The organism is Gryllotalpicola daejeonensis, from assembly GCF_039538145.1.
Classification (GTDB): Bacteria; Actinomycetota; Actinomycetes; order Actinomycetales; family Microbacteriaceae; genus Gryllotalpicola; species Gryllotalpicola daejeonensis.
Genome location: NZ_BAABBV010000001.1, coordinates 1,569,692 through 1,588,941, shown reverse-complemented (window position 1 = coordinate 1,588,941; position 19,250 = coordinate 1,569,692). Strand labels below are relative to the sequence as shown.

Below are 19,250 nucleotides of genomic sequence, written 5' to 3'. Positions count from 1 at the left end.
GGAACGATGGGGCGGACAGCGGGCATTCAGCCCGCGCTGAAGGAGTGTCATGTCTGACCCGCAGAACCCTCCCCGCACGCCTGACGAGCCGCACGTTCCGGTCGAGCCGCAGGAGCCCTCGGTTCCCGCCGAGCCCGACGAGCCCACGGTTCCGTCCGAACCGGATGAGCCCACGGTGCCCTCAGAGCCCGACCAGCCGCTGCTGCCCTCCGAGCCGCCGGCGCCGACCGAGCCCGAGCCGTTCACGCAGCCCGGGCCGTTCGAGCCCGAGTCGCCCTCGGTCGCACCGCCCGAGCCGCCGGTGGCGCCCTCGACGCCGAGTGCGCCCGAGCCGCCGTCCGCACCGTCGGCCCCGTCGTTCACGCCGCCGGCGCCGCCCGCGCCGCCGACGCCGCCGAGCTACGAGCAGCCGTCTGCGCCGCCCCCGCCTGCACCGCCCGCCGCCGCGGCCGGCCCCGTTCCCGGCTCGTACACGCCGGGCGAGCAGGGGTCGACTCCTCCCATGGCGCCGCCGGCGCCGGCATCCGATCAGGGCGCCCCGCCCGACCCGCGCTACGCGGCGCCGCAATACGACGGCCCGCAGTACGGCGCGCCGCAGACCTCGAACCCGCAGAACACGACGTCGCACTACGGCCCGGCCGCGACGGGAGCACCGGTGCCGCCGCCCGGCCCGGGCTACGGCCCGCCGCAGCCCCCGCAGCCGCCCTATGGTGGCGCGCCCGGCCAGCCGTACGCGCAGTACGGCCCCCCTGGCGGCTACGGCCAGCGCACGAACGTGCTCGCGATAATCTCGTTCGTCGCCTCGCTCGCGGGCCTGTTCGTGATCCCGTTCCTCGGGCAGATCGGCGGCATCGTGCTGGGCTTCATCGGCCTGAACCAGATCAAGCGCACCGGCGAGAAGGGCCGCGGCTTCGCGCTTGCAGGCATCTGGATCGGCATCATCTCGCTCGTGCTCGCCATCCTGGGGCTGATCCTCATCATCATCGCCGCGGTGGCCGCGTCGACGCACGGGAACAGCTACACGTACTAGCGCCTAGATCCGCTCGGCGAGCAGGGCCGTGTGGCGGCCCGCGACGCGCGTCAAGATGAGGGCGGCGGATGCCTTGCCTTTCAGCGCCAGCCGCGTGCGCAGCTTCGCGGGGTCCACGTCGACGCCGCGCTTCTTGATCTCGAGCGTGCCGATGCCGCGCTTCCACAGCTCGGCCTTGAGCTCCTTCTCGTGGTACGGCAGCCGCTCGACGACGCGGAAGCCCTGGGCGAAGGGCGTCTCGCGGGCGGCATCCGCCGTGACATACGCGATGCCGTCGCTCAGCATGCGCCCGTCGAGGAAGCGGGCGAGGTCGCCGATGAGGCGGGCGCGGATGACGGCGCCGTCAGGCTCATAGAGGTACTCGCCGAGTTCGCCCACGGGCGCATCCGCGCTGTCCTCCGCGGCGGTCAGCTCGTGCGCGCCGTCGGCGTCGAGCACCAGCGCCGCCCGGGTGATTCCGGGGCGGCCGAGCGCGCCGAACCAGAGCACCAGCTCGACGACCTGGCCGCCGAACGACACCCACTGCGCCTCGGCGGACCCGGGGATCAGGTCGCGGTCGAACCCCGGGCCGAGCTTGACCCCGACAGGCATCCGGCTCGCTGCGTTGAACACCCAGTCGAGCGACGGCGACCAGTCGTCGGAATCGGTGAGCCGACGGGTGTCGCTGTGGCCGGCCGTGCGCCGGGCGGGGTCGAGCCACAGCGCCTCGGCGCGCGAGATGTCGAAGGACTCGGCGACGCCCTGCTCGACCACGGTGTCGGGGAACGGCGCCAGGTTGTAGCTCGCGATCGCGGCCGTCACCTCGTCGCGGTCGACCGCGGTCACGTTGAGGCCGAGCGCGGCGAGCGCCATCGCGTCGCCGCCGATTCCGCACCCGAGATCGGCGACGTGACGGATGCCTGCCCCGCGGTACCTCGCCGCGTGTCGCGCCGCGACCGACAGCCGGGTGGCCTGCTCGAGGCCGGCCTCGGTGAACAGCATCCGCTCGGCGAACTCGCCGAACTTGCCGGAGCCGCCCGCTTTCGCGCGCAGCTTCGCCTGCGTCAGCACCGCGGCGACCAGCGCGGGCGGATGCCCCTGCCCGCGCAGCGACGCGACGAGCTTCACGACGTCGCGCTGCGACTCGTACGGCGGAAGGGAGTCGAGCAGCGCGAGGCCCTGCGGGCTCAACAGTTCGACGAGCTCTTCGCGAAGCATCCGCTCACCGTCCTGCTCTGATACGAAACCCGGATTCACATTTGGCACTCGCCTTGCAGGAGTGCCAGCGGGGGTCCTAGACTCGACTTAGCACACTCGGTAGGAGAGTGCTAACCCATGTCTTGAAGTACACCGTACAAGAAAGAGGTCTACCGTGTCGGTCTCCATCAAGCCGCTCGAGGATCGCATCGTGATCAAGCAGGTCGAGGCAGAGACGACCACCGCGTCGGGTCTCGTGATCCCCGACACCGCGAAGGAGAAGCCGCAGGAGGGCGAGGTCGTCGCCGTCGGCCCCGGCCGCATCGACGACAACGGCAACCGCGTTCCGCTCGACGTGGCCGTCGGCGACCGCGTGATCTACTCGCGCTACGGCGGCACCGAGGTGAAGTACGGCGGCGAGGAGCTGCTCGTGCTCTCGGCTCGCGACATCCTCGCGGTCGTCGAGCGCTAAGCCGCACGAACTCAGGTGGAGCCCGGGCAGTCGCCCGGGCTCCACTTTTTTGCAGGCGGACCGCTGACCGCGGCGTCGCGTCGCCCGTCGCGCCCGTAGGTTGGAGGAATGGCGGCCCGCGAACACAACCCGGTGAGAAGCGGCCTGCTGTTCGGGTTCTGCGCCTACCTGCTGTGGGGCATGCTGCCCCTGTACTTCCTCGTGCTCGCCCCCGCGGGCCCGTTCGAGATCGTCGCCTGGCGCATCATCTGGTCTCTCGGGTTCTGCGCGATCGCGCTGACGGCGACCCGCGGGTGGCCGCGCCTCATCGGTCTGGCACGACAGCCCCGCATCCTGTTCACGCTCGCCGGCGCCGGCATCCTCATCTTCATCAACTGGCAGACGTACGTGTACGCGACGTCTTCGGGGCGCGTGGTGGAGGCGGCGCTCGGCTACTTCATCAACCCGATCGTGCTCGTGTTCCTCGGCGTGCTCGTGCTGCGCGAGAAGCTGCGCCCGCTGCAGTGGGCGGCCGTCGGCATCAGCGTCATCGCGGTGGTCGTGCTCACCTTCGCGTATGGCGCGTTCCCCTGGATCGCGCTGACGCTCGCGTTCTCGTTCGGGCTGTACGGATTCGTGAAGAAGCAGGTGGGCGGGCAGGTGGATGCCCTGTCCGGCCTCACCCTCGAATCGGCGTGGCTCGTGCCCGTGGCGGTCGTCGAGCTGATCGTCGTCGGCACGACGGGCGGGGGAGTGGTCTTCGGCACCGCGGGGGTCGGCAACACGATCCTGCTCGTGTTGGCGGGCGTCATCACGGCGGTGCCGCTGCTGCTGTTCGCGTCGGCTGCGCGGCGGCTGCCGCTCGTCTACATGGGCCTGCTGCAGTATCTGACGCCGATCATCCAGTTCATCATCGGCGTGCTCGTCGAGCACGAGCAGATGGAGCCGGCGAGATGGGTCGGATTCATCATCATCTGGGTCGCGCTGGGGCTGCTGACCTTCGATCTGGTGCGCTTTTCGCGGCGCCCGCGTGTTACGAGCATGTAGCGATTCTTCGCAATCGCTTGCCTGGCAACACCCCTGTAACACAATCGGGTTTAGCTTTCCCCCAATTGAGGACCGGAAAGCACCCGTAACGCCGCGTCCTGCATCCAACGAAGGGTTCCACAGTGACCACTACCTCTCCCCGCGCTCGCGTCGCGGCTGTACTTGCGGGGGCTGCGGCTCTCGCACTGCTCGTCACCGGCTGTTCCTCCGACAACGGCTCTTCTTCGGCGAAGAAGACCGACGCCTCGTCAACCAAGACCCTCGCAGCAGCGAAGACCTGTGCAGACGGCTTCGACTCGTCGACGACGTTCGGCCTCGGCACCTTCCTGCCGCTGACCGGCTCGCTCGCCTCCCTCGGCCCTGCTGCCGTCGCCGGCGCGGGCGAGGCCCTCTCCGAGATCAACGCGGCAGGCGGCGTCAACGGCACGGACGCGTGCATCATCTCGACCGACTCGTCGGACGCGTCGAACCCGACCATCGGCCAGCAGAACATCAACAAGCTGCTGCAGGCCAAGGTCTCGGCCATCCTCGGCGCCGAGTCCTCCTCCGTCACCGAGAACGTGCTGCCGACGGTCTCGGCCGCAAGCACCGTGATGTTCTCGCCGGCGAACACCGACGACGCACTCACCGGCGCCTCGAAGTGGTACTTCCGCGACGCCGCCCCGAACAGCGTCGAGGGCAACGCGCTCGGCAGCCAGATCCTCTCCAACGGCCAGACCAAGGTCGCGATCCTCGTCTTCAACGACTCGTACGGCACCAACCTGCGCGACTCGATCCAGAAGGCGGTCGAGGGCGGCGGCGGCTCGGTCGTCTACGGCGCCAAGGGCAAGGGCCAGGAGTTCCCGGCCACTGAGACCACCTTCGGCTCGACCGTCTCTGCGGCTCTCGCCACCAAGCCCGACGCCATCGTCGTCGACGCCTTCGACCAGACGAACCAGATCCTGCCCGCGCTCGCATCGGCCGGCTGGAACATGAAGAACACCTACTTCGTCGACGGCAACCTGAACGACTTCACGACGGTCGCCGGCATCCCCGACCTGACCGGGGCCCAGGGCTCCGTGCAGGGCGCGAACCCGAGCGACGACTTCAAGAAGAAGCTCGACAACTGGTACGCCAAGAACCAGGCAGGCAAGAAGATCACCGCCTACACCTACGGCGCCGAGTCCTACGACGCGACGATCATCCTGGCGCTCGCGGCCGACCTGGCCGGCAAGTCCGACCCGGCTTCGATCCAGGCCAACGTCCTGACGGTCACCGGCGCGAAGGCAGACGGCTCGGGGCCCGCCGACGGCGCGACCTCGTGCAAGTCCTACGCCGACTGCCTGAAGCTCATCAAGGGCGGCAACAAGAACATCCACTACGAGGGCCAGTCGGGCGTCGGTCCGCTGAACGCGGGCCACGACCCGTCGTCCGGCTACATCTCGATCTACCAGTACGAGGGCAAGAACTACTCGAAGTTCATCACCTCGATCAAGGGCAGCGGCTCCAAGTAAGCGCCGCAGGGGCGGGGGTCGCGCGTGCGGCCCCCGCCCTCCTTGGATCACTCGGGTAGATAGGACCAGATGGTGGAACACAGACTGGCGCGGCTCGTGCGACCCTTCGCCGTCGCGCTCGCCGCGATCGGCATCGCCGCCGGCGCCGTCTTCGCAGGCCAGGCCGCGATCGCCGACACGGGCTCGGGCCCGATCAGCGCGACGAAGGCGTGCGTGACCGACGCGACGACCGGCTGCGTGGCGGGCACGCTGCGCGACGACAACGAGAACGGCATCAAGGGCGTCGAGGTCACGCTCGCGAACGCGGCCGGCGAGAGCGACAAGGCGACTTCGGATGCCGACGGGCGCTGGGCCTTCAAGGTGACCACCGCCGGCCCGTACACCGCCAAGCTCGACCCCGGCACCCTGCCGAAGGGCGTGAAGGCATCGACGACCTCGGTCAACGTGGTCGTCACGCTCGGCCAGCTGCGCCCCGCCGTCTTCCAGCTCACAGGCCACCCGGCCGGCTCGAAGAACACGACGCAGGCGACCCGCTCGGGCGGGCGCCTCGTGTGGGATCAGTTCTCGCAGGGTCTTCTGCTCGGCCTGCTGCTGGCGCTGGCATCCATCGGCCTGTCCCTCATCTACGGAACGACGGGACTCTCCAACTTCGCGCACGCCGAGCAGGTGACGCTCGGCGGCATGATGGCGTACACCTTCGGCATCGCGCTGGGACTCAACATCATCGTGACGACGATCATCGCGGTGATCGTCGGCGGCGTCTCGGGCTACCTGCAGGACAAGCTGATCTGGGCGCCGCTGCGGCGCCGCGGCCTCGGGCTGACGCAGCTCATGGTCGTCACGATCGGCCTCTCGCTCGCGCTCGACTACGTGTTCCAGTTCTTCTACGGCACCGCCGTCAAGCCGGTGAGCACCGAGGTCGAGCACATCACCGGGCCGCTCGATCTCACGCCGACCGCGTACTGGTCGATGCTCATCTCGGTCATCGTGCTCGTCGTGGTCGGCCTCGTGCTCACCCGCACCCGCATCGGCCGCGCCACCCGCGCGGTCAGCGACAACCGGGCGCTCGCCGCAGCCTCCGGCATCGACGTCGACCGCATCATCCGCCTCGTGTGGATCGCCTCGACGGCGCTCGCCGCCCTCGCCGGCGTGCTCTACGCGCTCGTGAACGGCGGCATCCAGTGGTCGACCGGCGTGCAGCTGCTGCTGCTGATGTTCTCGGCCGTGACGCTCGGCGGCATCGGGACCGCGTTCGGTGCGCTCGTCGGCTCGCTCATCATCGGCGTCGTCGTGCAGATGTCGAGCCTCGTTCTCTCGAGTGAGCTCAAGTACGCGACCGCGCTGATCATCCTGATCGTCATCCTCGTCTTCCGGCCGCAGGGCATCCTCGGCCGACGCGAGCGGGTCGGCTAGGAGGGCACGACCATGGACTTCATCTCTTCGCTCTTCACCGACTTCGGCACCCAGATCCTGTCGTCGGTCACCGCGGCGTTCGCGATCGCGGCCATCGGCCTCAACCTGCACTTCGGCTACACCGGCCTCATCAACATCGGCCAGGCCGGGTTCATGCTGATCGGGGCATACGGATTCGCGATCACCGGGCGCTTCACGGGGAACTTCTGGCTCGCGGTGGTCGTCGCGCTGGCGGCATCCGTCGCCTTCGCCCTGCTTCTCGGCATACCGACACTGAAACTGCGCGGCGACTATCTCGCGATCGTGACGATCGCGGCGGCCGAGATCGTGCGCATCGTCGGCGCGAACCAGTCGCTCGCGCCGTGGACGGGCGGCGCGGCCGGCATCCCCGGCCGCGACTACCAGGGCACCTTCATCGATCTGTCGCCGCTGCCGCACGACGGGATCCTGCAGCTCGGGCCGTTCCACTACCCCTACAGCCAGGGTGACAGCTGGTGGCTGCGCATCGTCGGCTGGGGTCTCGTGGCCGTCATCGCGATCATCGTCGCACTGCTCGTGCGCAGCCCGTGGGGTCGCGTGCTGCGCGGGGTGCGCGAAGACGAGGACGCCGTGCGCAGCCTCGGCAAGAACGTGTACCTCTACAAGATCCAGAGTCTGATCATCGGCGGCGCGATCGGTGCAGTCGGCGGCATCATCTTCGCCCTCGGCCAGTCGGTGCAGCCCGACTCACTCGGCCGCTCGACGACCTTCCTTCTGTATACCGTGCTGCTGCTCGGCGGCATGGCGACGGTGTTCGGGCCGATCATCGGCGCCTTCCTGTACTTCGTCGTCTTCGTCGGCATCCAGGACGTGGTGAGCGCGACCGTGCCGTCGTCGATCATGAACCAGCAGCAGGTGCCGGAGTTCATCTACATCCTGGTCGGCGTCGGGCTCATGCTGCTCGTGATCTTCCGGCCGCAGGGCCTCCTCGGGAACAAGAAGGAGCTGGCTTTCGGTGACTGAGCACGACGACTACGACTACGACCGTTCCGCGCTGCGGGCCAAGCTCGCCGCGGTCGACGAGCTGCCCGGCTCGCCGAAGCCGAACCCGATCCTTTCGGTCGACAACATCGTGCGACGCTTCGGCGGCGTGACCGCGGTCGACGTCGCGCACCTCGAGGTGCAACGCGGCGCGATCACGGCGCTCATCGGCCCGAACGGCGCGGGGAAGACGACCTTCTTCAACCTCATCACGGGCTTCGACCGGCCGAGCTCGGCCAAGCGGATGTTCGGCCCCGCGGAGGGCACCGCGACCTGGACCTTCCAGGGCCGCCAGCTCGCTTCGACCAGCGCGTTCCGCGTCGCGCAGACGGGCATGGTGCGCACCTTCCAGCTGACGAAGGCGCTCGCCCGCATGACGGTGATCGACAACATGCTGCTCGGTGCCCAGTCGCAGCGCGGCGAGAAGCTCGGGGTGGCGCTGTTCCCCTTCGCGTGGCGCGCGCACGAGCGCGAGCTGGTCGCGAAGGCCGAGGAGCTGCTGCAGCGCTTCAAGCTGTTCGAGAAGCGCAACGACTACGCCGGTTCGCTCTCAGGCGGCCAGCGCAAGCTGCTCGAGATGGCGCGGGCGCTCATGAGCGACCCCGCGATGATCATGCTCGACGAGCCGATGGCCGGCGTGAACCCGGCGCTGACGCAGTCGCTGCTCGGCCACATCCAGGATCTGCGCGACCAGGGCACGAGCGTGCTGTTCGTCGAGCACGACATGCACATGGTGCGGCACATCTCGGACTGGGTGGTCGTCATGGCAGAGGGCAAGATCGTCGCCGAAGGGCAGCCCGGCAGCGTCATGCACAACCAGGCCGTCGTCGACGCCTACCTCGGCTCGCACCACGACCAGGACCTCGGCGACGACGCCCTGCTCGACGAGGACTTCGAGGCCGCCATCGAGGCGGAGGACGAGCAGCGCGCCGAGGAGGAGCGGGCGGTCGAGGAATATGTCGAGGCAGTTCGTGCCGCTGAGGAATCCGATGAACCGGAAAAGGACGAGGTGAGATCCTGATGGTCGTCTACACAGGTGACGGTGCGCCGCTGGTCGACGCGCGCGAGCTCACGGCCGGCTATCTGCCGGGCATCAACATCCTGAACGGATGCTCGCTCGAGGCCTACCCGGGTGAGCTGATCGGCATCATCGGGCCCAACGGCGCCGGGAAGTCGACGCTGCTGAAGGCGCTCTTCGGCCTGGTGCCCGTGCGGGCGGGCAGCGTGACGCTCGGCGGCGAGGACATCACGAACTTGAAGGCCAACAAGCTCGTGCAGGCCGGCGTCGGCTTCGTGCCGCAGACGAACAACGTGTTCCCCTCGCTCACGATCGAAGAGAACCTGCAGATGGGTCTCTTCCTGCGGCCGAAGAAGCTGGCGGAGCGGCTCGAGTCGATCTATGAGCTGTTCCCGGTGCTGGGCAACCGGCGCAACCAGCGCGCCGGCGGCCTCTCGGGCGGCGAGCGGCAGTCGGTGGCGATGGCCCGGGCGCTCATGATGGAGCCGCAGGTGCTGCTGCTCGACGAGCCGTCGGCGGGGCTGTCGCCGGTGCGCCAGGATGAGACCTTCATCCGCACCCGGAAGATCAACAAGACCGGCGTGACGGTGATCATGGTCGAGCAGAACGCCCGGCGCTGCCTGCAGATCTGCGACCGCGCCTACGTGCTCGACCAGGGGCGGAACTCGTACACCGGCACCGGCCGCGAGCTCGCCGACGACCCCAAGGTCATCGAGCTGTACCTCGGCACGCTGGCCGCGGACGTGGAGGCGGCGAGCTAGCGGGAATCAACTGCCAGGGGCATCCGTTACCATCTGATAATCCCCGATGATGTGACGCACACGGGGATTTTCGCTTAGTAGCGCGCGACCAGCTAGGGGTGTCATGGACCAGGCAGATCCGTTCGGTTTCGTCGGATTGACGTACGACGACGTCATGCTCCTTCCGGGGGCGACCGATGTCATCCCGTCCGAGGCGGACACCGCCTCGCGGCTCACGAAGCGGATCACCGTCAACGCCCCGCTGCTGTCGGCCGCGATGGACACCGTGACCGAGCAGCGCATGGCGATCGCCATGGCACGTGCCGGCGGCATCGGCATCATCCACCGCAACATGTCGATCGAAGAGCAGGCCACCATGGTCGACAAGGTGAAGCGCTCGGAGTCGGGCATGATCACCAACCCCGTCACCACGACTCCGGACGCCACGGTCGCCGACGTCGACGGCATCTGCCGCGCGTTCCGCGTCTCTGGGCTTCCGGTGGTCGACGGCGATGGCGTGCTCGTCGGCATCATCACCAACCGCGACATGCGCTTCGTCTCGCCGTTCGAGGCCGCGAGCACCCGCGTGGCCGACGTCATGACGCGCATGCCCCTCGTCACCGCACCCGTCGGCATCGACCCCGACCACGCCTTGGCGCTGCTCGCGCAGCACAAGATCGAGAAGCTTCCCCTCGTCGATGAGGCCGGCAAGCTCAAGGGCCTCATCACCGTCAAGGACTTCGACAAGTCCGAGAAGTACCCCCTCGCCACGAAGGATGACGCGGGCCGCCTGCGCGTCGGCGCCGCGATCGGCGTCTTCGGCGACGCGTGGGAGCGCGCCGTCGCGCTGATGGAGGCGGGCGTCGACGTGATCGTCACCGACACCGCCAACGGCGAGAGCAAGGCCGAACACGAGATCATCGGGCGCATGAAGAGCGACCCGGCGTTCGCGAACATCGACGTGATCGCCGGCAACGTCGCCACCCGCTCGGGCGCGCAGTCGCTGATCGACGCGGGTGCAGACGCCATCAAGGTCGGCGTCGGCCCGGGCTCGATCTGCACCACCCGCGTGGTGGCCGGCGTCGGCGTGCCCCAGGTGACGGCGATCTACGAGGCGTCCCTCGCGGCCCGCGCCGCAGGCATCCCGCTCATCGCAGACGGCGGCCTGCAGTACTCGGGCGACATCGGCAAGGCGCTCGTCGCCGGCGCCGACACCGTCATGATGGGCTCGCTGTTCGCGGGCACCGACGAGGCCCCCGGCGACCTCATCTTCGTGAACGGCAAGCAATTCAAGAGCTACCGCGGCATGGGCTCGCTCGGCGCCCTGCAGACCCGCGGCAAGAAGACCTCGTACGCCCGCGACCGCTACTTCCAGGCCGATGTTCCCACCGACGACGAGCTGATCGCCGAGGGCATCGAGGGCAAGGTTCCCTACCGCGGCGCCGTCGGCTCGGTCATCCACCAGATGCTCGGCGGGCTGCGCCAGACGATGTTCTACGTCGGCGCGCGCACGATCCCCGAGCTCAAGGCCAAGGGCAAGTTCGTGCGCATCACGCCGGCCGGCCTGAAGGAGAGCCACCCGCACGACATCCAGATGGTCGTCGAGGCGCCCAACTACCGGCGGTAGACCATTCGAAGAACGGATGCCTGATCTCAGGCATCCGTTCTTCTTTTGCCTCGATCGAATCGATACGATCGCAAACATGCGATTCGGTATGTTCGTTCCCCAAGGCTGGCGTCACGATCTGGTCGGCATCGACCCCGCAGAGCAGTGGGCGGTGATGAACGGGCTGGCGCAGCACGCGGACGCGAATGAGCAGTGGGAGTCCATCTGGGTCTACGACCACTTCCACACCGTTCCGGTGCCGTCCGACCAGGCGACGCACGAGGCGTGGTCGCTCATCTCGGCCTTCGCCGCGTCGACGAAGCGCGTGCGCCTTGGCCAGATGTGCACCTGCATGAGCTACCGCAACCCCGGCTATCTCGCGAAGGTCGCGACGACGGCCGACATCATCTCTGGCGGCCGCGTCGAGATGGGCATCGGCGGCGGCTGGTACGAGCACGAGTGGCGCGCCTACGGCTACGGCTTCCCCGAGATCGGCGAGCGCCTCGGCCGCCTGCGCGAGGGCGTCGAGATCATGAAGCAGGCCTGGTCGACGGGCACGGCCACGCTCGACGGCAAGTACTACCAGGTCGACGGCGCGCTGTTCTATCCGCAGCCGCTGCAGCAGCCCGGCATCCCGTTCTGGATCTCGGGTGGCGGCGAGAAGGTGACGCTCAAGATCGCGGCGCAGTACGCGCAGTACACGAACTTCGCAGGCGACCCCGAGGGCTTCGCGCGCAAGAGCGCCATTCTCAAGGACCACTGCGAGAAGCTCGGCACCGACTTCGACGCGATCGTGCGCTCGTCCAACTACAACGTGATGGTGGGCGAGTCCCAGGCCGACATCGACCGTCAGCTCGACGAGCTCGAGGCGCGCGTGCGGCCCTACCTCGGCGACGCGACCGACGGGTTCATCGGTGAGTACCGCAGCCCCAACGCGCTGGCCGTGGGCACCCCGGACCAGATCGTCGAGCGCCTGCAGGAGCAGGCGGAGGCCGGGCTCGGCTACGCGATCTTCTACTTCCCGAACGCCGCGTTCTCACGCGACGCGATCGAGGTCTTCGAGAAGGAAGTGCTTCCGCAGCTCAGCTAGCGTCGCAGCATGACGGACATGCGCCTCGGCCGCGGCACCGGGTTCATTCCCGGTGCCGCGGCCGCGATTCTGTGGTGGGGCATCAACGCGCTCTCCACCCACCTGACCCACGACAGCACGGTGCCGTCGGCGTTCGCCCAGCTCCTGTTGCCCGCCGCGGTGCCGAGTTTCACCTGGGTCACGCCGCAGCCCTGGCCCGTGCTCGCTCCGGCGCTCTCGGCCCTGGCGGTGGGTGCGCTGACCGTCTGGTTCCAGAGGTTGGTGCTGAGGGCCGCGACGCCGCAGAACCGGGGGATTGCCGTCTTCGCCGCCTGGTTCGGCGTGGTGGCGGCATCCGTCATCGTCGGCGTGGCGCTCGGCACCGGCGCGACCATCGCCGACTGGCCGCCCGGTCGCCTGTTCAACGCGCTCGATGCCTTCCCGGGCCCGGTGCAGGCGGCGGCGGTCTGGGGAGCCGTCTGGGGATGGATTCCGGCGCTGCTGCTGCGGCTCGGCCGGCGCGGCGGCTCCCGGGTGCCGCGGCTGCTGCCTGCGGCCGTGGTCGCGGTGGTGTTCACGGCGTTCGCGGTGTTCGGGCAGGCGAGCGCTCAGTTGCCGGCCCCCAGCGGAGAACCCACGTCGGCGCCGATCTCGACCCCGCCGGCGACGCCGATTCCGACGGCGGCGGCCGGCGCTCCCGAAGCGAACCCCAACTGGTGCTCGCCCACTCAGATCGAGCTGAGCCTCGGGAGCGAGGACGGTGCCGCCGGGCATCGTGCGCTGACGCTCACCGCAACGAACCGCACGGGCGTGGACTGCGTTCTCGACGGCTACCCCGACCTCGCGTTCGGCGACGCGAACAGCTCACTGCTCGCGGTGCACGCCGTACAGGGCGGCAGCTTCGCCGCGAACGACCCCGGACCCACCGTCGTGCGGCTCGCCGCAGGGCAGTCGGCCAGATCCGTTCTCGGCTGGGATGCTCAGCCGAACGATCTGGCGCATCAAGTTCACTGGATCGCAGCCGCGCCGTACCCCGGCGCGACACGCACCCTGCTGCCGGCGCAGGTGGACATCGTCGCCGGCGCCGACGTCGGCTACACCGCCTGGCAGGCGGCCGGCTGAAGAGGCCGAATCAGCCTGCCACAGCGGAAGCGGCAGCGGCATCGGCCAGCCGGTCGACCGCCTCGACGAGCAGCTCGGGGGCGCACGCGATGTTCATGCGCGCGAAGCCGCGGCCCTGCGTTCCGAAGTGCGGGCCGTTCGAAAGCACCACGCCGGCCTGGCGGCGCAGCACCCGGGCGGGGTCCTCGCCCCAGCCGTACTCGTTGAGGTCGAGCCAGGCGAGGTAGCTCGCACGCGGCTCGCGGTAGCGCGCCAACGGCAGCTTCTCGGCGAGCAGCTGCGAGAGCAGTCGCCGGTTCGACTCGATCGCCGCGATCGTGCCGTCGAGCCAGTCGCGCCCTTCGCTCAGCCCGACTCGGGTCGCGATCGCACCGAAAAGACCGGTGCGGTAGACGACCTCTTCCGGCAGCGAGCGCAGCAGCGCACGCATCCGCTCGCCCGCCGTCACGAACAGCCCGCACTTGAGCCCCGCGAGGTTGAACGCCTTGCTCGCTGAATGCGCGGCGATGCCGTGCTCGCGGGCGGCATCCGACACGTCCAGGTAGGGCGTGAACGCGGCATCCGTATGCACCAGCGGGCCGTGGATCTCGTCGCTGACCACGAAGCCGCCGTGCTTCTCGACGATCGCCGACAGCTGCTCGAGCTGCTCACGCGAGTGCACGAGGCCGAGCGGATTATGAGGATTGCAGAGCAGGATGCCGCGGGCTCCGGCCGCGAACGCCGCGTCGATGCCGGTGAAGTCGAGACTCCACTCCTCGCCGTCGTCGACGAGCGGCACCTCGACGACCGTGCCCCCGGCCTCCGGCACGAACTGGAAGAACGGCGGGTAGACGGGCGGCGTGATGATGACGCCGTCGCCTGGGTCGATGAGGCGGCGCAGGGATTCCACGACGACGACGCTGACGTCGGTGGTGGTCTTCATGCCCTCGGGGTCGGGGCCCCAGTCCCATCGGTCGCGGGCGAAGTCGGCGAGGGCGCGGGCCGCGGCGCGGCCGCCTGAGCGCGGGTCGACGTAGCCGGTGTCGCCGAGCTCGACGGCCTCGTGCAGCGCCACCTTGATGACCGGTGCGAGCGGGTAGTCCATCTCGGCGACGAACATCGGCAGCTTGTCGTCGCCGAATGCCCGCCATTTCGAGCTCGTGCGACGTCGCAGGCGATCGAGGGATTCCGCGCGCGTGGGCTCCATGGGGAAAGCCTAGGTCGGAGAGCCTCGGTCTCCATTCGGCTTCGCCGAGTCGACCTGCGGCGTTTGGGGTGGTCGCTAGGCTGGGCGGGTGACAGAGATCGAGATCGGCGTCAGCAAGCGCGCGCGTCGCGTGTACGCATTCGACGATGTGGCGGTGGTGCCGAGCCGGCGCACCCGTGACCCCGAGAACGTCAGCGTCACGTGGCAGATCGACGCGTTCACCTTCGAGACGCCGATCATCGCAGCCCCCATGGACTCGGTCGTCTCGCCGGCCACCGCGATCAGGATCGGCGAGCTCGGCGGCCTCGGCGTGCTCGACCTCGAGGGTCTGTGGACCCGTTACGAGGACCCGGAGCCGCTGCTCGCCGAGATCCGCTCGCTGCCGGTCGAGAGCGCGACGCAGCGCATGCAGCAGATCTACTCGGAGCCGGTGAAGGCCGAGCTGATCCGCGACCGGCTGGCCGAGATCCGCGCGGCCGGCGTGACCGTCGCCGGTGCGCTCAGCCCGCAGCGCACCCAGCAGTTCTACGAGACCGTGCTGGCCGCCGGTGTCGACCTGTTCGTCATCCGCGGCACCACGGTCAGCGCAGAGCACGTCGCGAAGCAGCGCGAGCCGCTGAACCTCAAGAAGTTCATCTACGAGCTCGACGTGCCGGTCATCGTCGGCGGCGCGGCGACGTACACCGCGGCCCTGCACCTGATGCGCACGGGCGCGGCGGGCGTGCTCGTCGGCTTCGGCGGGGGAGCGGCGTCGACGACGCGGCTCGTGACAGGCATCCATGCCCCCATGGCGACGGCGGTCGCCGACGTGGCGGGCGCGCGCCGGGACTACATGGACGAGTCGGGCGGCCGCTATGTGCACGTGATCGCCGACGGCGGCCTCGGCAGCTCTGGCGACATCGTGAAGGCGATCGCCTGCGGCGCGGATGCCGTCATGCTCGGCTCGGCCCTCGCGCGCGCCGAGGAGGCGCCCGGCGGCGGCTGGCACTGGGGCGCCGAGGCGCACCACCCCGAGCTTCCGCGCGGCCACCGAGTGCAGGTCGGGACGGTCGGCTCGCTCGAAGAAGTGCTCTATGGCCCGGCGACGGTCGCCGACGGCACCGCCAACCTGATCGGCGCGCTGCGCCGCTCGATGGCGACGACCGGCTACTCGGACCTCAAGGAGTTCCAGCGCGTCGAGGTCGTCGTCGCGCCGTATCTCGCCGACTAGCGGGGCGTCGGCGAGATGTTCACATCGCCACTTCGTGCGCCTTGCGCGCCGCGACCCCACGAAAGCCGGCGGCCGCTTGCGCGCTCTAACCCACAGCATGCGCGATCGCGGCGATCTCGCGTAACGCCGTGGGCGTGTCGGTCGCGGAAACGGTGACGATTGCGCCGTCGACCACTCCGTCGACCCAGCACGACGTGTGCCACGGGCACACCTCGCGGGCGGATGCGACACCAGGAGTGCCCGCGACGCTCAAAGCGGTCACGGTGTCCAGAGGGTCGTACGGCACCGCCCAGCCCCAGCTGCCCGCCCCTGGAATAACCGTCACCTCAGTCAGATTCGCAGCCGAGCAGGTGTACGCACCGCTCTCATTGAAGGCCTCACGTAACAGCGGCGCGTCGTCGTCAGCGCTGAGGCCCGACCACGTCAGCGCTGCGCCGCCCAATTGTGATGTGAGCGCTCGCTGAATCGCCGAGCAGTCCGTCGAGCTGAGTTGCGGGGACGTTCCCGGCTCGGCAGCGGGGGGCTCCATTCCCGCGGTGAAGAGGCGGCTCAGTGCTGATTCCGCGACCGAACTCAATGCGGTCGCCGCTGACGAGGCATCGAGGGCATGGCCGCTGCCAGGCGTCACCACTACGGCGAGCCAGAGGTCATCCTGGAGGATGTCGATGCGGCAGCCATTGTGGAAGGCGTCGTCGGCGCAGCCTGCGAATTCCCGATCACCGAGGGGCAGCGGCGGAAGCTGCTGCGCTGGGGGATTGCCGGCGTAGTAGGCGGAATCCGCGTCAAACGACCCCGCCGCGGCGGGCAGGACCGCCAGAGAGATCTGCGCGACCGGCAGGGAGACGGTCGAGGGGCCACCCCACGTGCATGAGTAGTAGCCGGACTGCGCCGCGGCGAGATCCGCAACGGCCTCGGACGGGATTCCGACCGGCGCCAGTGTGAGGCGCTGTGCGACATCACCGCTCTGCGGCGCGATGATCGAGGTGCCGAGCGTCAGCCCCGGGGCGACCCTGGCAAGCACCGCGGGGTCGATCTGCTGCTCGCACGGCAGGTCGAACGTGACGGGCGCCGACGTCGTCGTCGGACTCGGCGTCGGCGTCGGAACGGTGACAGTTATCGGCTCGCGCGTCGCCGTCGCAGTTGCCGTCGGCGCGGGTGCCGAGGCCGCGGTGAACCAGGCCGGCGCCCGCAGCACACCGGCCGCCATGGCGACCGAGGTGCCCCCGGCGAGGACGACGAGCAGTCCGAGCGTGCCGCCGATCGTCCATCCGCGGCGACGGCGCGTACGCACCTGATCGATCGAGATCGTCGCGCGCACCCCGGCGTGCATGCGAGCGATCTGCGCGTCGGTGGGTCCGAGCGGGCCGAGCGGGTCGAGTTCCGTGTTCATGCCCGGCCTCCCTTCTCGTAGTCCTTGAGTTCGGTGCGAAGCGACTTGCGCACGCGGCTGAGCCGGTTGCGGACGGCGCCGTGGGTGAGGCCGAGGCTCGTGGCAGCTTCCGCGTAGCCCAGGCCGTCTTCGATGCAGAGGCGGTAGATGGCTTGATCGGATGCCGACAGGGCGGCCACCGCCGCCGCGATCGCGGCCGCGAGGCGCGACTGCTCGTAGCGGTCCTCTGCCGTCGGCGCCCCGTCGGGCCGGGCCTCGAGGTCGGCGTCTGCCAGGTGCGCGAGGCGCGAGGCATCCGATCGCATGCGATTCAACGCGACGTAGCGCGCGGTCGCGAGCAGCCAGGGCAGCAGGGATTCATTGAGTTGAACGGATGCTGCGCGACGCCACAGCGTCACGAAGGCCTCCTGGGTGATCTCCTCGGCGTCGGGCACCGACCGCACTCGAGCCAGCGCCGCACGGTAGACCGTGCGGACATGGCGCGCGTAGAGCACGTCGAAGGCGTCGCTGTCCTTGGCGACGATGCGTCGGAGCAATCCGATGTCGGTGTCGGGGTCGGTCAGCAGCGTCGCTGCCGCGTCCCCGACGCCCTGTGAATCGCTCATACCCGAATAGTGTCTCGGGCGAGACGATCGTCTCGCGTGCGATCACCCCACCTTTGGGTGGATCTCAGCCGATCGGCTTCCAGTCGAAGCCGCAGTCGTCGGCGGGCTCAGCGACCCACTCGACGGCGGGCCCCGTGACCTCGAAGGCATCGGTGAGCCACGCGGTTTGGCCAGGTTCCCAGCCCGCAAGCACGGTCGCCGTCTCACCGTCGACGGCGATCGCGCGACCCGCCGTGCGCAGGTAGCCGGCGCCGGTGACGTGCACGGCGTCCCATTCGCGAGCCACCGCTGGCCAGTCGGGAAGGACCCAGCGGCCGTCGCGGCCCGTCGTCCACTCCCACACCGTTCGCCGCGACTCACTCACGTCGAACGGATGCCTGCGGCAGAGCTCGGCCCAGGCATCCGGCCCATCGATCTCGACGATGCGTGCGCCGGGTCGGACACTGACCGGCCAGACGCGGGCGTGGGTGAAATCCATACCGTCCTCGACGAAGTGGAGCGCCGCGGGCCCGAGACGCCCGAGTGCGGGGGAGGACCACACACCGACGTACTGCGGCAGCGACCACCAGGCGCCGCTGACCCGACTGGCGGGGTCGGCCTCTCGCGATTCGCGGAAGCTCACTTCGTCAGCGTCGGCCTCGCGTTTCCACCTCTCGAGGTCGGCGGGGATGGTCGTCGGGTCGAGAGGGCGCGGCTCCCGCTCGCGCCGGGTGTAGGGGTCGGTCTCGAACCAGTGCGTGACGAACTGCTCGGGCGCGGCGGGGTCCCAGAGCCACTGCGCCTCCGGGGCGGCGGCGACCTGCGCGGCGACCGCGCGAAGCGGCCCGACGAAGTCAGGTTCCTCGAGCATCCGGTCGGTTTCGTCGGGCTCCTGCCAGTACCGCGCCCAGTCGACCGAGAGACCGAGCGCCCCGCGGAGCGTCTCGACGTTCGACAGCTCGTACAGCATCCGTCGCCCTCGGGGGCCTTCGACGAGCTCGTCGGCGCGGGAATCCATGCTCAATCATCGCCACTTCTCGCTGCTTCGTGCGCCGCGAGCCGGCAGGAAGTGGCGACCACGTGCGGTGCGCGCCCCTTGCCTAGACTGGTCGCACCGCGAAACCGGTGAGGAGCCTTGTGACATGGTCGACGTTCGACGCGTGAAGCTGCCCGGGGTGGGCGTGCTGCACAGTTTCGTGGCCGAAGACGGCGGCAAGATCGGGGTCATCGCCCACCGCAGCGGCGCGAACGACCTCATCACCTTCAGCGACGCAGAGAACCCCGACGAGGTCACCAAGATCAGCATCCGCCTCAACGAAGACGAGGCGCACACGCTCGCCGAACTGCTCGGCGGCACGCAGATCACCGAGAGCCTGGCGGCGCTCGACCAGATCCCCGGCCTGTCGATCGACTGGTTCACGGTCGACTACGACGACCACATCGCGGGGCAGCCGCTCGGCGCCCCCGCTGACCACGGCCTGATCGGGCTGACCGTCGTCGCCGTGGTGCGCGGCGAGGCCGCGAACCCCGGCCCCGGGCCCGATTTCAAGGTCTTCCCCGGTGACACGCTGGTGGTCGCGGGGGCTCCAGAGAAGGTCGCGAAGGCCTTCGAGTTCTTCCGCTCGGGCACCGTGGCCGCGCGCCAGGCGCTCGCCGACGCCCCGCCCGGGACCTGACCGTGCACGCCGCGGCCCT

Annotated in this window: 18 protein-coding genes; 13 read left to right on the top strand and 5 right to left on the bottom strand. The window is 69.4% G+C overall.

What is annotated here, in order from left to right:
• Positions 1-49: 49 nt before the first annotated feature.
• Positions 50-1,030, top strand: coding sequence for a DUF4190 domain-containing protein (locus ABD736_RS07905; RefSeq protein WP_344791200.1), 981 nt, complete (start codon positions 50-52; stop codon positions 1,028-1,030).
• Positions 1,031-1,033: 3 nt separating this feature from the next.
• Here the strand turns inward: ABD736_RS07905 and ABD736_RS07900 are convergent, their stop codons facing one another.
• A complete protein-coding gene (locus ABD736_RS07900; protein WP_344791199.1) occupies positions 1,034-2,227 on the bottom strand; it encodes a class I SAM-dependent methyltransferase in 1,194 nt (397 codons plus the stop codon).
• Positions 2,228-2,381: 154 nt separating this feature from the next.
• Here ABD736_RS07900 and groES point away from each other — a divergent pair, with 154 nt between their 5' ends.
• The 10 genes from groES to ABD736_RS07850 all read left to right on the top strand — a co-directional run bounded on the left by groES (position 2,382) and on the right by ABD736_RS07850 (position 13,185).
• Positions 2,382-2,678, top strand: coding sequence for a co-chaperone GroES (gene groES / locus ABD736_RS07895; RefSeq protein ID WP_344791198.1), 297 nt, complete (start codon positions 2,382-2,384; stop codon positions 2,676-2,678).
• Positions 2,679-2,786: 108 nt separating this feature from the next.
• Complete coding sequence (gene rarD, locus ABD736_RS07890; protein ID WP_344791197.1) at positions 2,787-3,704, top strand: EamA family transporter RarD; 918 nt, start codon at positions 2,787-2,789, stop codon at positions 3,702-3,704.
• A 122-nt stretch (positions 3,705-3,826) separates the two neighbouring features.
• Positions 3,827-5,197: an ABC transporter substrate-binding protein gene (locus tag ABD736_RS07885; protein WP_344791196.1), complete on the top strand. Its 1,371-nt coding sequence runs from the start codon at positions 3,827-3,829 to the stop codon at positions 5,195-5,197.
• A 69-nt stretch (positions 5,198-5,266) separates the two neighbouring features.
• Positions 5,267-6,610 (top strand): branched-chain amino acid ABC transporter permease, encoded by a 1,344-nt coding sequence (locus ABD736_RS07880; RefSeq protein WP_344791195.1) that lies wholly within the window; start codon positions 5,267-5,269, stop codon positions 6,608-6,610.
• 12 nt (positions 6,611-6,622) lie between these two features.
• Positions 6,623-7,612, top strand: a complete 990-nt coding sequence (locus ABD736_RS07875) for a branched-chain amino acid ABC transporter permease (RefSeq protein WP_344791194.1) — start codon at positions 6,623-6,625, stop codon at positions 7,610-7,612.
• On the top strand, positions 7,605-8,651 hold the full coding sequence (locus tag ABD736_RS07870; RefSeq protein ID WP_425555001.1) for an ABC transporter ATP-binding protein: 1,047 nt from the start codon (positions 7,605-7,607) through the stop codon (positions 8,649-8,651). Before ABD736_RS07875 ends, ABD736_RS07870 begins: the two co-directional genes overlap by 8 nt.
• Complete coding sequence (locus ABD736_RS07865; protein WP_344791193.1) at positions 8,651-9,409, top strand: ABC transporter ATP-binding protein; 759 nt, start codon at positions 8,651-8,653, stop codon at positions 9,407-9,409. Before ABD736_RS07870 ends, ABD736_RS07865 begins: the two co-directional genes overlap by 1 nt.
• A 103-nt stretch (positions 9,410-9,512) precedes the next feature.
• Positions 9,513-11,015: an IMP dehydrogenase gene (guaB, locus tag ABD736_RS07860; RefSeq protein WP_344791192.1), complete on the top strand. Its 1,503-nt coding sequence runs from the start codon at positions 9,513-9,515 to the stop codon at positions 11,013-11,015.
• 76 nt (positions 11,016-11,091) lie between these two features.
• Positions 11,092-12,084, top strand: a complete 993-nt coding sequence (locus tag ABD736_RS07855) for an LLM class F420-dependent oxidoreductase (RefSeq protein ID WP_344791191.1) — start codon at positions 11,092-11,094, stop codon at positions 12,082-12,084.
• Positions 12,085-12,093: 9 nt separating this feature from the next.
• On the top strand, positions 12,094-13,185 hold the full coding sequence (locus ABD736_RS07850; RefSeq protein WP_344791190.1) for a DUF4232 domain-containing protein: 1,092 nt from the start codon (positions 12,094-12,096) through the stop codon (positions 13,183-13,185).
• A gap of 10 nt (positions 13,186-13,195) precedes the next feature.
• Here the strand turns inward: ABD736_RS07850 and ABD736_RS07845 are convergent, their stop codons facing one another.
• Positions 13,196-14,371 (bottom strand): MalY/PatB family protein, encoded by a 1,176-nt coding sequence (locus tag ABD736_RS07845; RefSeq protein WP_344791189.1) that lies wholly within the window; start codon positions 14,369-14,371, stop codon positions 13,196-13,198.
• An 88-nt stretch (positions 14,372-14,459) separates the two neighbouring features.
• Here ABD736_RS07845 and ABD736_RS07840 point away from each other — a divergent pair, with 88 nt between their 5' ends.
• The gene (locus tag ABD736_RS07840) at positions 14,460-15,581 is read left to right on the top strand and encodes a GuaB3 family IMP dehydrogenase-related protein (RefSeq protein WP_344791188.1); all 1,122 of its coding nucleotides are present in this window, start codon (positions 14,460-14,462) and stop codon (positions 15,579-15,581) included.
• 85 nt (positions 15,582-15,666) lie between these two features.
• Here ABD736_RS07840 and ABD736_RS07835 read toward each other — a convergent pair whose 3' ends face one another.
• The 3 genes from ABD736_RS07835 to ABD736_RS07825 form a co-directional block, all read right to left on the bottom strand.
• Positions 15,667-16,971, bottom strand: a complete 1,305-nt coding sequence (locus tag ABD736_RS07835) for a hypothetical protein (protein ID WP_344791187.1) — start codon at positions 16,969-16,971, stop codon at positions 15,667-15,669.
• A complete protein-coding gene (locus ABD736_RS07830) occupies positions 16,968-17,576 on the bottom strand; it encodes an RNA polymerase sigma factor (protein ID WP_344791186.1) in 609 nt (202 codons plus the stop codon). The genes ABD736_RS07835 and ABD736_RS07830 overlap by 4 nt, the downstream gene beginning before the upstream one ends.
• A 64-nt stretch (positions 17,577-17,640) precedes the next feature.
• Complete coding sequence (locus tag ABD736_RS07825; protein ID WP_344791185.1) at positions 17,641-18,573, bottom strand: hypothetical protein; 933 nt, start codon at positions 18,571-18,573, stop codon at positions 17,641-17,643.
• Between the two features lie 124 nt (positions 18,574-18,697).
• On the opposite strand from ABD736_RS07825, the gene ABD736_RS07820 reads away from it, so the two are divergent.
• Positions 18,698-19,231, top strand: coding sequence for a cation:proton antiporter regulatory subunit (locus tag ABD736_RS07820; protein ID WP_344791184.1), 534 nt, complete (start codon positions 18,698-18,700; stop codon positions 19,229-19,231).
• Positions 19,232-19,250: the final 19 nt, after the last annotated feature.